The sequence below is a fragment of the Curtobacterium sp. VKM Ac-2861 genome (genome assembly GCF_013204965.1).
Classification (GTDB): Bacteria; Actinomycetota; Actinomycetes; order Actinomycetales; family Microbacteriaceae; genus Curtobacterium.
Genome location: NZ_JABMLA010000001.1, coordinates 505,858 through 521,121 on the forward strand (window position 1 = coordinate 505,858; position 15,264 = coordinate 521,121).

Consider the following 15,264-nt stretch of genomic DNA (forward strand, 5'->3'; position numbering starts at 1 on the left):
TCACGGAGCGAGACCGCTGCTGCTGCGCGACCTCGCAGATCCCCGCGCCACGCGACGCCACCACGCCCGCCACGGCAACGAGCTCGCGAGCGCCGAACCGATCACCACGCTGCCGAACCAGGCGACGACGACCCCCGGGATCGGCACGAGCAGGCTCGCCCACAGCAGCACCGCGAGCACCCCGAGCACGTACGCCGCCCCGGCCTTCAGGTACCGCAGCCGCTTCAGCCCCGCGGCCTCGTCCAACCGCGAGGTCAACCGCGCCAGGAACACGGCACCGACACCGATCGCCGCCACCGCGACCGCCGCCTGTTCGAGCGCTCCGAGGCCGTCGGCGCCGAGGGTTCCGGACCCCGACAGGCTGTACACGCCGTCCAGGATCTCGAACAGCATGAACACCACGAGCCCCCGCTCGAACACCACCGTCGACGCGTAGGCGTGGATCCGCCAGGCACCCCGCCCGACGCCGATCGCGGTGTCCGAGCCGACCCCGTCGAGCGCCCAGGCGGCGACGCGCTTCGACCCGAGGTACGCGACGATGCCCGCCGCGCCGCCGAGCACGACCGGCAGCAGGGCTCCCGGCGACCACGCGCGGTCGACGCCGACGAGGACGGCCGTGACGGCGACCCCCGTCGCAGCGGTGACCAGCGACCAGACGCGAGGACGCGCGACGGCGGCGAGCCGGGCCTCCAGGCGGCCCAGCCAGGACCTGCGCGACGCACGGTCGGTGTTGAACAGGTACTCGGCGAACACGAGCCAGATGAAGGCGGCGCCGAAGGCGGCGAGGGCGGGGCGCACCTCGGCGAGGTGCGCCGAGAACGAGCCGGGGGCGAAGACGGCTTCCTGCACGGAGCTCGCGGGGTCGGTCGCGTCGCCGACCGCGACGGCAGCCGGCGGCAGGAGCAGCCGCATCGCGAGGACGCCCGCGACGATCCCGAGCGACAGGAACAGCCGTCGGGCGGGGGAGTGCAGCCGTCCGGCGATGCCGGCCATCGGCACCGACGAGTCGGCGGCCATCGCGATCTCGAGGAGCGCGAGCGCGACGAACGCCAGGGCGGCGGCGGGGCCGAGGACGAACCAGGCCGCCGCGGCGGCCGCGACCGTGGTGAACAGGGGGACGGTCAAGAGCGATCTCGTGGCCATCACCCCATCCAGCACCGGTCGCCTGGGTGGGTGGTGGAGCGCTCCTGCGCATCAGCCTGGAGGCACGGGTCGATCCGCGCAGAACGGGTGACGGCCCGTCCCCACTTGCGGGGACGGGCCGTCGGGTCACGCGGGTAGGCGGTCGCCTCAGTCGTGGAACGTCTCGATGGACGCGCCGAGGGAGTTCAGGCGCTCCTGCAGCTGCTCGTAGCCGCGGGCGATGATGCCCACGTTCCGTAGCACGCTCTCGCCCTTCGCCGCGAGCATCGCCAGCAGGATGACCACCGCGGGCCGGAGCGCCGGCGGGCAGCTGATCTCCGCGCCGGAGAAGTGCGTCGGACCGGTGACGTCGAGGCGGTGCGGGTCGCGCAGGGTGACGCTCGCGCCGAGGCGGGTCAGGTCGAGCAGGTGGATCGCCCGGCCCTCGTAGACCCAGTCGTGCACGAGCGTGGTGCCCTCGGCCATCGCGGCGATGACCACGAAGAACGGCAGGTTGTCGATGTTCAGCCCGGGGAACGGCATCGCGTGGATCTTGTCGATCGGGGCGTGCAGCTCGGACGGGTGCACGGTGATGTCGACCAGGCGGGTGCGGCCGTTCGCGGCGGGGTACTCGTCGGTGACGTCGAACCGCAGGCCCATCTCGGCCAGGGTCGCGAGCTCGATCTCGAGGAACTCGATCGGCGCCCGGGTGACGGTGAGGGTGGAGTCGGTGACGATGCCGGCGGTCAGCAGGCTCATCGCCTCGACCGGGTCCTCGCTCGGCCAGTAGTCCACGACCTCGTCGATGCGGCTCTTGCCGGTGATGCGGAGCGTCGTGGTGCCGATGCCCTCGACCTGCACCCCGAGCAGCTCGAGGAAGAAGCAGAGGTCCTGCACCATGTAGTTGGGGCTGGCGTTGCGGATGACGGTCTCGCCGTCGCGGGCGGCCGCGGCGAGGATCGCGTTCTCGGTGACGGTGTCGCCGCGCTCGGTGAGGACGACGGACTTCGCGGGGACGTCCTGGTTCGCGACGCCGACCTCGTACCAGCCGGAGGTCGCCTCGACGTCGACACCGAAGGGGCGCAGCGCGATGAGGTGCGGTTCGACCGTGCGGGTGCCGAGGTCGCAGCCGCCGGCGTAGGGGAGCCGGAAGGACTCGTACCGGCCGCTGAGCGGGCCGAGGAACATCAGGACGCTGCGGGTGCGGCGGGCGGCGTCGGCGTCGATCGCGTCGAGGTGCAGGTCGGACGGGGCGACGATCTCGAGGGTCTCGCCGTCCTCGGACCACGTGACGCTCGCGCCGAGGCTGCGGAGGACGTCGATGATCCGGTCGACCTCGACGATCCGGGCGACCTTGTGCAGGCGGGTGACGCCGCGGTTGAGGAGCGAGGCGCAGAGCAGCGCGACGGCGGCGTTCTTGCTCGAGTTGACGGCGATGGACCCGCTGAGCTTCCGGCCGCCCTGCACGCGCAGGTGGGCACGCTGCGGGGCACCGCCGATCGAGACGATCTGCTGGTCGAGGGCGTCGCTGATGCGGGTGAGCATCTCGAGGGACAGGTTCTGCCCGCCCTGTTCGATGCGGTTGATCGCGCTCTGGCTGGTGCCGACGCGTTCGGCGAGCTGCGCCTGGGTCATGCTGCGGCCCTTGCGGGCGCCCCGGATGAGGGCACCGACCTCGCGGAGCGGGGCGGCGGATGCCGGGGTGGCCGGCGAGACGACGGTGGTGGTGTCGGACATGGCGCCAACGTAACACGCTCATGAGATAAAAGGACTGGAGAACGACACCCGTTGCGCGCCCCGAGGTCTCGAATACGTCACAGCTGAGAATTCGGGGGACAGGGCGACTGTCCGACGCCATCAGCGGAGCGGGACCCAGGCCTTCAGCTCTGGATCCCACCGACCTTCGGTCACCGAGCCGTCCAGCGCGGGACCCAGCATCCCGTTCGCCAGCGACTCCGCTTCTCGCCAGTCCTCAGTGAGACCCACCGCACGCTGCGCCGCCTTCCGGTACCCGCGCTGGATCGCATCAGAGGCGTCGACCGCGACGAATGGCTCGATTCCTCGCTCGCCCACCTGCCACGCGACCGCACCGCGGAGTGCACGCGCGCCGCAGGGCAGATGCACCGCGATCAGGGCGAGATCGACGAGGTCCTTCGCTCGCGAGGAGCGGCCGTCCCCGCCCACGTGCCGCGTCTCCATCATCGCAGCGGCCTTGTCGGCGATCTGCTGCTCGATCGCGATCATGAGGTAGTCGACGGACTCCACGGATCGGGTCAGGGGGACACGGAAAGCCGGAGCGGCGACGACGGTCGCGGCACCAGCCCGCGCGTGCACCGCGAGGTCGATCTTCACCACCTCCCGCGTCTCGTCGGCGCGGAACGCCAGGCGAGCCACCGACAGGTTGGGCTGGTCGTCGCCACCGCCGTCCGAACGGGACACGAGTCGGAAACGGAGGCGATCGCCGATGTCCACACTGACGAGGTCGGAGAGGTGCTTCACGGCGTCGTCGAGGCCGAGCGTGGTCTCCAGGTCCACGTCGACCGTGGCGCGTGCGGTCGGGATGAACGCGAGCATCCTCGTGCCACCCTTCAGGATGAACGCATGCCGCGGATCGCGGAACACCCGGACCAGGAACCGGTCGAAAACGAGGTAGCTCCGAAGGTCACTCACCCGCAGGCCCATCGCCGGCGACGCAGCGCGCGCGGCGGCTGTGATCGCCTGCATCGTGGCCAGCGGGGTCGCGTAGTGCTCTGGCTTGCTCACCGTTCGTCGGTCTCCTCGGGCTGGGTGGTCGGATTGGACGTACCGTCGCGCCTCGCGCCGGACGGTCGCGCCGACTTCTGAGCGATCTGGTCGATCAGCGCGAGCGTCGACGGAGGCAGCGTGGTCTTCGGCAGGAGGCCCGGCGGGAGTACGACCTTCGGCACCCCGATCCGGGAGGGACGCCCTGACTGCGCCGTCGGCGTCTCGACTGCTTCGGAACGGAGCACCGGCTCGATGACGGTGCGCGTCTGCCGGTCGATCTGCGCCGTCACGGCCTCGAGTGCCTCTCGCAGGTGAGCCTCCACCGCGGCGTCCACCTGCTCGACGATGTCCGTGTGCGCGATGAGGTCCCGCAGCCGGACCTCGTCCACCTGCGTCAGGGAGCGGAGGCGCTGGTACAGGGCGGCACCGTCGTCGAGGCCGAGACCCTTCGCCATCGGATCCAGGTGCTCGATCAAGGACTGCACGTCGACATCGGCGCCCGAGAGCTCTGCGTCGCGCAGTGCGTCCGCGACGGTCGAGATGTCAGCGCCGGGCTCGTCGAGCAGGTCGGCGATCGTGCGCTCGCGTGTCGTGACGGGGAGACCGTCCAGGATCATCACGTCTTCGGCTGGCACGGGGCGTGTGCTGTAGCGGACGTCATCGTGTCGAGTGCGCCGCCGCGTCGACGTGTAGAGCAGGTACGGGGCAGGGGAGAGGTCGCCGATGCCGTGTACCGCCGCGGCCGCTGCTCCACCGACGGTGACGTCGGGGTCGTCCAGTCGGTCACGCCCGATGGTCGAGGGATCCGAGGCGAGCCACGCGGCGCGGATGTCGTCTGCGGGGTCGACGGGAGCGCCAGGCAGGCGGTACACGCCGTGACGCATGCGTTCGAGCGCACCGGTCTGCTCTCGTCGCAGCAGCGTGCTCCGCGCGACACCCGCTTCGGTGGCTTGCGCGGCAGTGAGCATGCCCCACTGCCCGGCTGCGAGGCCGGCGAGCTTGCTCTCGGTTGATGCGGACATGGCGCAATTGTAAGCGGAAATGCAACAAATGTGGCAGTTGATTGTCGGCACGCGATCAGCCGGCGTTGCGTCTGTTGCTCAGGGATCGGTCAGCGTCCCGCGCACGATCGAGTCGCCGGAGTGCGCCGGGTCGCCGTCGTCCGCTTCGGCGGAGACGTCGACCACGGGGAACCGCGCGGTGTCCAGGTCGGCGGGCACGGTGAAGGTGCCGCGGTCGCCGTCCAGGTAGCCGACGCTCACCAGGCCGGCGAGGTCGGACCGCATCATCCAGACCTCGCGGAGCGGACCGGTACCGGATCGACCGCGTTCACCGTGCAGGTCGATCACGAGCGTCACCCGCCCGTCCCGGTCGCGTTCGAGTTCGGCGGTACCGGACGTGCCGGACCAGCCGGGGAGCGCCGCGAGTTCGGTGTTCGCGAGGACGGTCTCGGTGCCCCCACGGGGCAACCCGGGGACGACGCCGGTCGCCACGCCGATGCCCAGGACGACCGCGAGGACGCCGGCACCCGCGATCAGGACCGTCACGAGACGACGAAGACGCGTGGCCGACCGGGGTCGACGGGACACGACGTGGGACCGCGGGTCGACGGGGGCGGTCACCTGCTGCGGCGTCTGCGCGATCTCGGCCGCGATCCGGTCCCACACGTGGTCCGGTGGCGCGATGAGCTCGAGGTCGTCGGACGCCCGCGTGACGGCGGCGACCCGCTGCAGCACGGCGACCTCGTCGCGGCACCGGGCGCAGGACGCCAGGTGTTCGGCGACGTCGTCCTCAGCCACCTGGTCGGAGACCGCGAGCATCGCCAGGGTCTCGTCGTCGACGTGCTTCATTCGATCACCTCCAGACGTGTTCGGAGCCGAGCCAGACTCCGGTGGATGTGGCTCTTCACGGTGCCCAGCGGCAGGTCGAGCCGTTCGGCGATCTCACGATGGCTGAGGTCGTCGTAGAACGCCAGTCGCATCACTCGTCTCGGTGTCTCGTCGAGTCGGTCGAGCTCGCCCGCGACCAGTGCGCGCTCCGCCAGGTCGAACGCCGGTTCCGGTGCGGGCGTCGTCGCTTCGACGACTTCGGGGTCGGCTGCGCTGGCGTGCCGACGGCGATCGTTCAGGGCGTCGACGATGCAGTTGCGGGTGATGCCGACCAGCCAGGCGCCGAGCGGACCCCTGGCAGGGTCGTAGCTGGCGCTCCGCTGCCAGGCCTTCACGAAGACCTGCTGCGTGACGTCCTCCGCGGCTGCCGGGTCCGACAGCGCCCGCAGGGCCAAGGAGTACACGAGCGACGACCAGCGTTCGTAGACGGCGCGCAGGCCGTACTCGCCCCCGGCGCTGAACGCGTCGGAGAGTTCGCCGTCGTCCGGGAGGATGGTCGTCACGTCTTCCTGTCGCTGGTGCGGTCGTCGTCGACCACGACCTGATCGTAAGCGGCCGTCGGTCGCCTCGGTCAGATCGGTGCCGCGGTGACGACGAGGTTGCTCTCGTAGTGTCCGGTGCTCGTGTCGAACCGGCCGCCGCACGTGACCAGGACGAGTCGGCGCGGTCCGTCGTCGCGGAACACGTCTCCCCAGGGGAGGCCCTGCTTCTCGAGCGTGCTGACGGAGTCGATCCGCCACCGGGTGTCGGCACCGGCAGCGTCGGTGAGGGTGACCGTCGTCCCGCGGGGGACGTCCCGGAGCCGGGCGAAGGGTCCGATACCGTACCCGACGGCGTCGACGTGGGCGGCGATCACGACGGTGCCCTCCGGTGACGACGGCGCTGGGCCGAACCGGTACCACCCGGCGGTCGCGGGGTCGGGCGGGAGGCCCATCGCCCCGCTGCCGTCGACGCCCTCGGGCTGGACGGGGGCGCTGATGCCGTCGTGGTCGACGACGATGCCGGTCGGAGCCGGTGCGCGCCGGACCGGGGGGATGGTGGCTGCCTGCTGCGGCACCGCGGTCGAGAACGCCGTCGGGACCGGAGTGGGGGTGCTCGTCGGCAGGGCGGGCGGCTGCCCGTCGGGGGCGTATCCGGCCGACGAGCACCCGGTCAGGGATGCGACCGCCACGGCGACGACGATGGCCGTCACCGTGACGGACCGCACTGGGAACCGCACGTTCAGCGGCGGGCCGCTGCGGTGCGTCGACGGAGCAGCACGGCACCGATCGCGGCGGCTGCGGCCAGGGCCGCTGCTGCACCACCGACGAGCGGCAGGGAGTCCTGACCGTTCGTGGCCACCAGACCCGCGTTGCCGGCGGGGACACCGTTCGGCGTGCCACCGAGGTCCGAGATCGTCTGCGTGGCGAGCGCGAGGTTCGAGTCGTCCAGGCTGCCCCACGCGTACACGATGGTGTCGGCGCCGGCCGTGACCGCGACGTCTGCCGGGCCGATCACGGGGTCGGTCGTCCCAGTCGCGGCGACGGTCGCCGAGACCGTGCCGGCCGCCAGTTCCAGTGCCTGCTCGTCCGGGTTCGACAGGTTCGTGACGACGGCCTTCCCGCCGGCGAGGACGTCGACCGCGGGTGCGGCCGCGACGTGCCGGACGACGAGACGCCCCTGGCCGGCGGGCACGGCGGAGGTGTCGTTGGTGAACACCGTGGCGGTCGGTGATCCGTCCGCCGCGTCGTGTGCGACCGCGGTGTAGTTGCCGCCCGCGTCGAACGAGACGTCCGCCGGTCCGATGATCGGCTTCGACGCGTCGGCGGCGTCCGAGGCGGTGATGGCGAGTTGGTGTGCACCTGCCGGCACCATCATCGGACCGGCGAGGGTGCCGGGAGTGAAGTCGTCGATCGCCCGCTTCCCGTCGAGGTACACGTCCACGGTGACGTCCGGGACGGCGTGGAGGACCGAGAGTGTCGCCTCACCGGTGGCGGCGGTCGCGGCGGTGGCGGGCAGTACGACCGCGGCGGCCGCGAACAGCACACCGGCGCTCAGGCCGGTGACGAGTGTCTTGCGCATGGCGTTCTCCTTCGGGCCGGTCCGGGCCGGAGCGGACGGCGTCGTCATCGACGTCGTACCCCCACTACCGCCGGAGCACCCCGATCGGATGCAGCGATTTCCTGGGGATCAGCTGAGACGGCGCCAGACCCCTGCGTTGCCCGGGCGCGACCAGGTCTCCGGATCGCCCGTGACGGCCTCGTCCCCGGCTCCCCGGTCGGTGAGCCGGTACGCGGAGTCCGGCGTCCACCCTGCGACGACGCTCGCGCGGCTGCCGTCGACCGGCACGGTGAGCCCGGACGTGCGGAACCAGCCCGCGACGGTCAGGTGCACGACGTCGTACTCGGTGGCCACCGCGGACCAGTCCGGCTGCACCCAGTCGCCCTGCCGTCCGGTCGCCACGGCCCAGTCGTTCCGTCGGGTCGTCCCCGTCACGTCGAGCGGCCAGCGTCGGCACAGCGCGGCCCAGTCGGCGGGACCGTCGACGGTGCACACGCGCGCCGTGAAATCGGCGGGCACGGCCGAGACGACGGCACGTTCCTGCCCGAAGGAGTCCTCGACCGCCCAGAGCGCCAGCGGCCCGGCGGACGGGAACGGCGCTCGCGTGTGCTGCGCGAGCGGCCACGGCGGGGTCGTCCACCACACCCCGCTGGCCACCCCCGGACTTCCCTCGGAGATCTCGTCACGCAGCTCCAGCGCCCAGTCGGCCAGTGCCGCCTCCGCGCTCGGACGACGGGCCTGGTCGCCCTCGTCGAACTCGACGCTCCATGCTCCGCCCTGCGGGTCGAAGAGCCGGCGCACGACCGGGCTGTCGACCGCCCACCGAGCGAGCCGCCGGAGCGCGGCCTGCAGTTCCGTCCGGGCGAGGAGCGCGTCCAGCGCATCGGGTTGCTGCCACCACAGCGCGCTGTCCGCAGTCGACTCGAGCGCGACGACGACATCGTCCTCGCCCACGGACGGCAGGGGCACCGCCGCGAGTGCGCTCGCCACCGCTGCCAGGTCCGGAGCCGGCTCGGGTCCGACCGCACCACCGATGCCGAAGAGCGTTCGGTCGTCGCCGCGTTCGACGCCGAGGTGGTGCTCCGCCCAGAAGAGCAGGTCGCCGAGCTGCAGGGCGGCCGGGTCGGCGGGGTCCTGCACACCGCTGACGAGCTCCAGGCAGAAGCGCCGGCCACGCGGGTGGGCGAGCAGGTCCGAGGCATCGATCACCGAACCAGGCTAGTGACGGCCGCTAACGCACCCGTCGCACCCGCCGATAGTCCTCCGTGCAGGCCCACGGACGGGCCCGCATCCCGCCCCACGGACGGCGGCGGGACGATCGAGAACCAGGACGGGCCATGATCGTCGTCACACGACTGAACGGCAGCGGATTCGCTGTGAACCCCGATCTCGTGGAGCGCATCCAGGAGACGCCGGACACGACGCTCATCATGGTCGACGGCGCGAAGTACATCGTGCGGGAGTCGATGGCCGACGTCATCGACCTGATCGCCGCGTACCGCGCCCGCATCGTCGGGATGGCCTACGGCACCGACCAGGCCCCCCGCACGAACACCGGTTCGCAGCCCACACTCGCCCCGGTCGCCGCGCTCCGCTCCACGCAGCACGGTCGCGCGCTGGACGGGGGTCGCTGACGTGGACATCGCAACGATCGTCGGCATCCTGCTCGCCTTCGGCGCCCTGTTCGGCATGGTCGAGATGGAGCACGTCGAGCTCGCCGGGCTGTTCCTGCCCGCGCCGATGCTGCTCGTGTTCGGTGCCACCATCGGCTGCGGGATCGCGAGCACCACGCTGAAGGACGCCATCGCGAGCTTCAAAGCCGTCCCGAAGGCGTTCACCGGCAAGGTCACGCCGCCACAGTCGGTCATCGACGACGTCGTGGGCCTGGCGGAGACGGCTCGGTCGAACGGTCTGCTCGCCCTCGAGCAGGAGGCCGACAAGCACGACGACCCGTTCATGAAGAAGGCGTTGCAGAACATCGCGGACGGCACCGACGGTGACGAGCTGCGGATCCTGCTCGAGGACGAGATCGAGTCGAACGCGGCCCCCACGCGCAGTGCGAGTGCGTTCTTCATGGGGCTCGGCGGCTTCGCCCCGACGGTCGGCATCATCGGCACCGTCGTGTCCCTGACCCACGTGCTCGCAAACCTCGGCAAGCCCGACGAGCTCGGTCCCCTCATCGCGAGCGCGTTCGTCGCGACCCTGTGGGGCCTGCTCACCGCGAACTTCATGTGGCTGCCGATCGGCGGCAAGCTCCGGAAGCTCGCACAGCTCGAGTCGGACCGCCAGACGCTCCTGATGGAAGGGCTGCTCGCGGTCCAGGCCGGCAGCCAGCCGCGGCTGCTCGGTGAACGCCTCAAGGCGATGGTGCCGCCGGCAGCGCGCACCGACACCTCGAAGAGCAAGGCCGGCAAGAACAAGCAAGACGCCGACGCCGACGACCAGCAGCTGGCGGCCTGACGATGAGCGCCAACCCCCGTGGCCGCGGCCGCGGTCGTGCGAAGAAGGGCCACGACGACGCCGAGCACCCCGACGAGCGCTGGATGGCCTCGTACATGGACATGATCACGGTGCTGATGTGCATGTTCCTGGTGCTGTTCGCCATGTCGACGGTCGACCAGGAGAAGTACATCGCCCTGAAGAACTCCCTGGCGACCGGCTTCGGCGAGGTGAAGTCGCAGAAGGTCGACACCGCCAGCGGCACGGTGGTGACGAAGGACCAGGTCGAGGACGGCTCCGGGTACTCGACCGACAAGTCGCAGGCCGACCACTCGACGGCGTCGTCCGGCACGAAGGACACCAACGTCGACCCCGCGTCGACCGTCGTGCCGGTGACCGCGACGAAGCAGGACCTCGCCGACGCCCAGAAGGAGCTCGACGACCTCACCGCGATCGAGCAGGCGATCAAGCAGAACCTCGCGAAGGCCGGCCAGACCGCGAACGTGCAGTTCACGGTCGACGCCCGTGGCCTGATCGTCCGGCTCGTCGGCAGTGAGACCTACTTCGGCACGAACAGCGCGGACCTGTCCGACCAGGCGAGGTCGATCATGGACGCGATCGCCCCGGTCCTGAAGACGAGCCACCACGACGTCAGCGTCGAGGGGCACGCCGACCAGCGGAACTCGACGGCACCGTACGCCACCAACTGGGAGCTCAGCGCGGCCCGGGCGACGGGGGTGCTGCGCGACCTCGTCGAGCGTGGCGGGATGCCGGGCGACCACGTGCAGAGCGTCGGCTTCGGGTCGAGCCGGCCGCTCGCGAAGGGCGGGACCGACCAGGACCTCGCCCTGAACCGACGGGTCGACATCGTGGTCCTGTCGAACGCCGACCAGGACGTCAGCGCACTGATGCCGGCACTGGCGAAGGCGCAGGACGGAGCACGCCAGGGCTGACGCACGGCCGACGGGGCTGGAGACCCCGCATCCCCAGTACGGGGTACAGCACTGACGGGTGCCGCACAGGCGACCGATAGACGCACCCGTGACCGAGACCCTGCCAGCGCCCGAGGTGTACGACTTCGCGCGCCCGTCGACGCTCGCCCGCGAGCACGCCCGGGTCCTCGAGCTCGCGTTCGAGACCTTCGCGCGGCAGTGGGGCACGCAGCTCACCGCGAAGGTGCGCGCCGTGAGCCAGGTCACCTGCGAGCAGGTGCAGATGGTGACGTACGACGAGTACGCCGCCTCGCTGCCCGCGCTCACCGGCATGGTGCTGCTGCCGATCGCGGACGTCGTCCCGAAGGGCGTCCTGCAGGTCCCGCTCGACGCCGCGCTGACCTGGGTCTCGCACGCCCTCGGCGCCTCGAAGCCGCTGCCGACCCCGGAGCGCACCTTCACGCCCATCGAGCAGGCCCTCGTGCGCAAGATCGTCGAGGACGCCCTCGACGACCTCCGCTACTCGTTCGGCGGGTTGCTCGCGCACGACGTCACGGCTGGTGGCTTCCAGTTCAACTCGCAGTTCGCCCAGGCCGCCCAGAAGGGCGACCTGATGATCGTCGCGGCGTTCTCGATCCGCGTCGGCGACCGCGTCGCCCCCGGCACGCTCGCGTTGCCGGCCGAGGCCGTGCTGCCGCAGCTCGGCGAGGCCGCCGCGCACGTGTCGCCCGCCGACGCCCAGGCCCTGCTCGACGCGCAGCTCGCAGGCGTCCCCGTCGGCGTCAGCCTGCGCTTCGCCCCGGCGACGGTCCTGCCCACGCAGGTGCTCCGGCTCGCCGTCGGCGACGTCCTGCCGCTGCCGCACCCGCAGCACCGCCCCCTCACCATCGCGGTCGACGGTGAACCCGTCGGCACCGCCGCGGTCGGCGCGAACGGCTCGCGCCTCGCCGGCATCGTCGTCACCACCACGAGCACGGAGCAGCACTGATGACCGAAACGACCACCCTCCAGACCACCGCGGCCGAGTCGCTCGCGGCGCAGCTCCCGACGGCCGTCCCGCTGGGTGCGCTGCTGCTGCCGGGAGGCGCGACCCCGGTCGTGCTCGAAGCGGCGACCGACGCCGTGGTCGCGTCGTTCGTCGGCGGCCTGTCGGCCGATCTGGCCCTCGTGCTCACCGACCTCGAGGCCGTCATCGCTGCCGGCGGCACCGACCACGGGATCGTGGCCGTCACCGACGTGCTGCGTCCGTCGCTCGAGGCCGCCGCGTCGGTGCTCGGCGTCGGCGTCCTCGGCGAGGCGAGCCGCGAGTCGGCGGCCGCGCTGCTGGCCGACCCCGACACGGTGGTGTTCGAGCTGACCGCCGGTGATGTCCCGAGCGGCTGGTTCGGCATCCGGGTGCGCGAGCACGGCACGGTCTCGGCCGCCGCGCCCGTCGGGGTGCCCGCCGGCAACCTCGGCCGCATCAACAACGTCGAGATGACCCTGACCGTGGAGATCGGTCGCACCCGCATGTCGGTCCGCGACGTGCTCGGCATGGAGCCCGGCGCGGTCGTCGAACTCGACCGGAGCGCCGGTGCGCCCGCCGACGTCCTGCTGAACGGTCGCCTCATCGCGCACGGCGAGGTCGTCGTCGTCGACCAGGACTACGCCGTCCGGATCACCCGCATCCTCGACGTCGCCGAATCCCTCTGAGCCCCGCGTGGACACCCTCCTCATCACGCTCCGCGTCGCGCTGTCGCTCGGCGTCGTGCTCGCCCTCATGTGGGTGCTGCACCGTGCCAGCAAGAAGCGCTTCGCCGGCAAGACCTCCGGGCGCCGTGCGGCGACCGTCGAGGTCGTCGGTCGCCAGGGCCTCGGCGGCAAGGCGAGCGTCGTGGTGGTGGACGTCGAGGGGGAGCGTCTGGTGCTCGGGGTCTCCGAGCAGGGCGTCAGCCTGTTGAGGAGCGGGCAGGCGCCCGTTCCGGAGCTCACCATCGTGACCGGACCCGTGCAGCTGCCCGTGCGTCCCGCCCCGTCGGCCGACGTGTTCGGTCAGGAACTGGCGCTGCAGGCGGACGCCCCCACGGGCCTCCCGTCCGACCGAACGGAAGCGACGGCGCAGCCCCTCCCGATGCGCCCGCGCAACCGTCGTCCGCAGCGCACCACGGTGCCGACCGCGCAGCAGCTGCAGGGCTCGATCCTGTCGGTCGACACCTGGCGGCAGGCGGCCGCCGCCCTGCGGAACCGGCGCGCCGGGTGACCGCGGTCCGCACCGGACGCACCGCCGCCCTCGTCCTGCTCGGGCTGGCGGTCGTCGCCGGCTTCCTCATGCTCACCGCGACCGGTGCCCACGCCGCCGGCGTCGTCGAACCGACCGCCCCCGCGACGCCGACCGCTCCCGCGAACGGCGACTTCAGCGTCAGCGTGAACGGCCCGGACGGCACCCCGTCGTCGGCCGTCGTGACGCTCATCGGCATCACGCTGCTCAGCGTCGCCCCGGCGCTCATGCTCATGATGACGTCGTTCACGAAGATCTTCGTCGTCCTCGCGATGACGCGGAACGCCCTGGGGCTGCAGTCGATCCCGCCGAACCAGGTGATCGCGGGCCTGGCGCTGTTCCTGTCGCTGTTCGTGATGGCCCCGGTGCTCGGGCACATCAACGACGATGCCCTGCAGCCCTACCTGTCCGGCCACCTCGACTTCAACCAGGCCGTCGAGATCGGCACGAAACCCTTGCGGACCTTCATGCTGCACCAGACCCGTGACGAGGACGTCGCCCTGATCACCCGCGCGGCGGGGCTCGACAACCCGAAGTCGATGGCCGACGTGCCGATGACGACCGTCATCCCGGCGTTCATCATCTCGGAGCTCCGCAGCGCGTTCATCATCGGGTTCGTCATCTTCATCCCGTTCCTGGTGATCGACCTCGTCGTCTCGGCGGCACTCATGTCGATGGGCATGATGATGCTCCCGCCGGTCATGATCTCGCTGCCCTTCAAGATCCTGCTCTTCGTCCTGGTCGACGGCTGGGGCCTCATCATCACGTCGCTCATCGAGAGCTACCACGTTGTCTAGGGGGCAGGCATGAACCAGCAGGCCGTCATCGACCTGGTCCTCCAGGCGCTCCTGGTCGCGGGCAAGCTCGCCGCTCCGGTGCTCGTCACGTCGCTCGTCGTCGGGTTCGCGATCTCGCTGTTCCAGTCCGTGACCCAGATCCAGGAGGTCACGCTCTCGTTCGTGCCGAAGGCGGTCGCCGTCGCGATCGCCCTGGTCGTCTGCGGCAACTGGATGATCTCGGAGATGGTGGCGTTCACGCACGTCGCCTTCGACATGATCCCGAAGCTCCTCGGCAGCGGCTGATGGAGCTCGCGATCAACGCCGACCGTCTGGAGGCGACCATGCTCGCCGGCGTCCGGCTCGTCGCGTTCTTCGTCATCGCGCCGCCGTTCTCGTACCGGGCGTTCCCCGGCACCGTGAAGGTGATCCTCGGGCTCGGCCTGGCGATCGGCGTCGCCCCGCGCGTCGCCGTCGGCTACGAGTCGCTCGACACCGGGCCCTTCCTGCTCGCGCTGCTCACCCAGCTCGTCGTCGGGCTGTCGCTCGGCTTCCTCGTGTTCCTGGTGTTCGCCGCGGTGCAGTCCGCCGGTGCGCTCATCGACCTGTTCGGCGGGTTCACGCTCGCGCAGGCGTTCGACCCGCAGTCGCAGGTCAACGGCGCCCAGTTCACCCGGCTGTTCCAGATGGCGGCGCTCGCGCTCCTGTTCACCTCGGGCGGGTACCAGCTCATCGTCGGTGGGCTCGTGCGGTCGTTCGACGCCGTGCCCCTCACCGGCAGCTTCGCGGTCGACGGTCTGGCCCACCTGCTCGTGGCAGCGATGTCGCAGATGTTCCTGGCGACGCTGCAGATCGCCGGGCCCCTGGTGGTCGTGCTGTTCCTGGCGGACGTCGGCCTCGGCCTGCTCACCCGCGTCGCACCGGCCCTCAACGCGTTCCAGATGGGGTTCCCGATCAAGATCGGGCTGACCGTCCTGTTCGCCGGAGCGCTCTTCATGGCCCTGCCCTCGGTGGTGTCGTCGCTGACCGGCGACGCCGTCCAGGCGATCACGGGACGGGGGTGA

Annotated in this window: 18 protein-coding genes; 9 read left to right on the plus strand and 9 right to left on the minus strand. The window is 71.3% G+C overall.

Annotated elements, in window-relative coordinates:
* The 9 genes from HQQ88_RS02275 to HQQ88_RS02315 all read right to left on the minus strand — a co-directional run bounded on the left by HQQ88_RS02275 (nt 1) and on the right by HQQ88_RS02315 (nt 9,005).
* Nucleotides 1-1,125 carry a DUF475 domain-containing protein gene (locus HQQ88_RS02275; protein ID WP_173168526.1) on the minus strand — a complete coding sequence of 375 codons (1,125 nt, stop codon included), beginning with the start codon at nt 1,123-1,125 and terminating at the stop codon, nt 1-3.
* Between the two features lie 165 nt (nt 1,126-1,290).
* Nucleotides 1,291-2,859, minus strand: coding sequence for a UDP-N-acetylglucosamine 1-carboxyvinyltransferase (locus HQQ88_RS02280; RefSeq protein ID WP_173168527.1), 1,569 nt, complete (start codon nt 2,857-2,859; stop codon nt 1,291-1,293).
* A gap of 120 nt (nt 2,860-2,979) precedes the next feature.
* Nucleotides 2,980-3,885 carry a nucleotidyl transferase AbiEii/AbiGii toxin family protein gene (locus tag HQQ88_RS02285; protein ID WP_131846862.1) on the minus strand — a complete coding sequence of 302 codons (906 nt, stop codon included), beginning with the start codon at nt 3,883-3,885 and terminating at the stop codon, nt 2,980-2,982.
* Nucleotides 3,882-4,889, minus strand: a complete 1,008-nt coding sequence (locus HQQ88_RS02290) for a type IV toxin-antitoxin system AbiEi family antitoxin domain-containing protein (protein WP_173168528.1) — start codon at nt 4,887-4,889, stop codon at nt 3,882-3,884. Before HQQ88_RS02290 ends, HQQ88_RS02285 begins: the two co-directional genes overlap by 4 nt.
* Nucleotides 4,890-4,967: 78 nt before the next feature.
* A complete protein-coding gene (locus HQQ88_RS02295; RefSeq protein ID WP_173168529.1) occupies nt 4,968-5,717 on the minus strand; it encodes an anti-sigma factor in 750 nt (249 codons plus the stop codon).
* A complete protein-coding gene (locus HQQ88_RS02300; protein WP_173168530.1) occupies nt 5,714-6,259 on the minus strand; it encodes an RNA polymerase sigma factor in 546 nt (181 codons plus the stop codon). Before HQQ88_RS02300 ends, HQQ88_RS02295 begins: the two co-directional genes overlap by 4 nt.
* A 68-nt stretch (nt 6,260-6,327) precedes the next feature.
* On the minus strand, nt 6,328-6,927 hold the full coding sequence (locus HQQ88_RS20055; RefSeq protein WP_148067637.1) for a class F sortase: 600 nt from the start codon (nt 6,925-6,927) through the stop codon (nt 6,328-6,330).
* Nucleotides 6,928-6,977: 50 nt separating this feature from the next.
* Nucleotides 6,978-7,817 carry a DUF4397 domain-containing protein gene (locus HQQ88_RS02310; protein ID WP_131879985.1) on the minus strand — a complete coding sequence of 280 codons (840 nt, stop codon included), beginning with the start codon at nt 7,815-7,817 and terminating at the stop codon, nt 6,978-6,980.
* A gap of 108 nt (nt 7,818-7,925) precedes the next feature.
* Nucleotides 7,926-9,005, minus strand: a complete 1,080-nt coding sequence (locus tag HQQ88_RS02315; protein ID WP_173168531.1) for a hypothetical protein — start codon at nt 9,003-9,005, stop codon at nt 7,926-7,928.
* Between the two features lie 128 nt (nt 9,006-9,133).
* On the opposite strand from HQQ88_RS02315, the gene HQQ88_RS02320 reads away from it, so the two are divergent.
* The 9 genes from HQQ88_RS02320 (at nt 9,134) to HQQ88_RS02360 (ending at nt 15,264) form a co-directional block, all read left to right on the plus strand.
* Nucleotides 9,134-9,430 carry a flagellar FlbD family protein gene (locus HQQ88_RS02320; protein WP_173168532.1) on the plus strand — a complete coding sequence of 99 codons (297 nt, stop codon included), beginning with the start codon at nt 9,134-9,136 and terminating at the stop codon, nt 9,428-9,430.
* Between the two features lies 1 nt (nt 9,431).
* The gene (locus tag HQQ88_RS02325; RefSeq protein WP_123292754.1) at nt 9,432-10,256 is read left to right on the plus strand and encodes a motility protein A; all 825 of its coding nucleotides are present in this window, start codon (nt 9,432-9,434) and stop codon (nt 10,254-10,256) included.
* 2 nt (nt 10,257-10,258) lie between these two features.
* The gene (locus tag HQQ88_RS02330) at nt 10,259-11,188 is read left to right on the plus strand and encodes a flagellar motor protein MotB (protein WP_123292755.1); all 930 of its coding nucleotides are present in this window, start codon (nt 10,259-10,261) and stop codon (nt 11,186-11,188) included.
* Nucleotides 11,189-11,276: 88 nt separating this feature from the next.
* Nucleotides 11,277-12,155 carry a flagellar motor switch protein FliM gene (locus HQQ88_RS02335; RefSeq protein WP_123292756.1) on the plus strand — a complete coding sequence of 293 codons (879 nt, stop codon included), beginning with the start codon at nt 11,277-11,279 and terminating at the stop codon, nt 12,153-12,155.
* On the plus strand, nt 12,155-12,859 hold the full coding sequence (fliN, locus tag HQQ88_RS02340) for a flagellar motor switch protein FliN (RefSeq protein WP_173168533.1): 705 nt from the start codon (nt 12,155-12,157) through the stop codon (nt 12,857-12,859). The genes HQQ88_RS02335 and fliN overlap by 1 nt, the downstream gene beginning before the upstream one ends.
* A 7-nt stretch (nt 12,860-12,866) precedes the next feature.
* Complete coding sequence (locus HQQ88_RS02345) at nt 12,867-13,406, plus strand: flagellar biosynthetic protein FliO (protein WP_123292758.1); 540 nt, start codon at nt 12,867-12,869, stop codon at nt 13,404-13,406.
* 68 nt (nt 13,407-13,474) lie between these two features.
* Entirely contained in the window at nt 13,475-14,221 is a 747-nt protein-coding gene (gene fliP / locus HQQ88_RS02350) for a flagellar type III secretion system pore protein FliP (protein ID WP_254066887.1), read from the plus strand.
* Nucleotides 14,222-14,230: 9 nt separating this feature from the next.
* A complete protein-coding gene (gene fliQ / locus HQQ88_RS02355) occupies nt 14,231-14,506 on the plus strand; it encodes a flagellar biosynthesis protein FliQ (protein WP_111084131.1) in 276 nt (91 codons plus the stop codon).
* A complete protein-coding gene (locus HQQ88_RS02360) occupies nt 14,506-15,264 on the plus strand; it encodes a flagellar biosynthetic protein FliR (RefSeq protein ID WP_123339580.1) in 759 nt (252 codons plus the stop codon). The genes fliQ and HQQ88_RS02360 overlap by 1 nt, the downstream gene beginning before the upstream one ends.

Coding starts and splice junctions, on each gene's coding strand:
- HQQ88_RS02280 (WP_173168527.1), bottom strand. CDS start 2,859: ATGTCCGACACCACCACCGTCGTCTCGCCGGCCACCCCGGCATCCGCC.
- HQQ88_RS02290 (WP_173168528.1), bottom strand. CDS start 4,889: ATGTCCGCATCAACCGAGAGCAAGCTCGCCGGCCTCGCAGCCGGGCAG.
- HQQ88_RS02295 (WP_173168529.1), bottom strand. CDS start 5,717: ATGAAGCACGTCGACGACGAGACCCTGGCGATGCTCGCGGTCTCCGAC.
- HQQ88_RS02310 (WP_131879985.1), bottom strand. CDS start 7,817: ATGCGCAAGACACTCGTCACCGGCCTGAGCGCCGGTGTGCTGTTCGCG.
- HQQ88_RS02320 (WP_173168532.1), top strand. CDS start 9,134: ATGATCGTCGTCACACGACTGAACGGCAGCGGATTCGCTGTGAACCCC.
- HQQ88_RS02330 (WP_123292755.1), top strand. CDS start 10,259: ATGAGCGCCAACCCCCGTGGCCGCGGCCGCGGTCGTGCGAAGAAGGGC.
- fliN (WP_173168533.1), top strand. CDS start 12,155: ATGACCGAAACGACCACCCTCCAGACCACCGCGGCCGAGTCGCTCGCG.
- fliP (WP_254066887.1), top strand. CDS start 13,475: ATGCTCACCGCGACCGGTGCCCACGCCGCCGGCGTCGTCGAACCGACC.
- fliQ (WP_111084131.1), top strand. CDS start 14,231: ATGAACCAGCAGGCCGTCATCGACCTGGTCCTCCAGGCGCTCCTGGTC.
- HQQ88_RS02360 (WP_123339580.1), top strand. CDS start 14,506: ATGGAGCTCGCGATCAACGCCGACCGTCTGGAGGCGACCATGCTCGCC.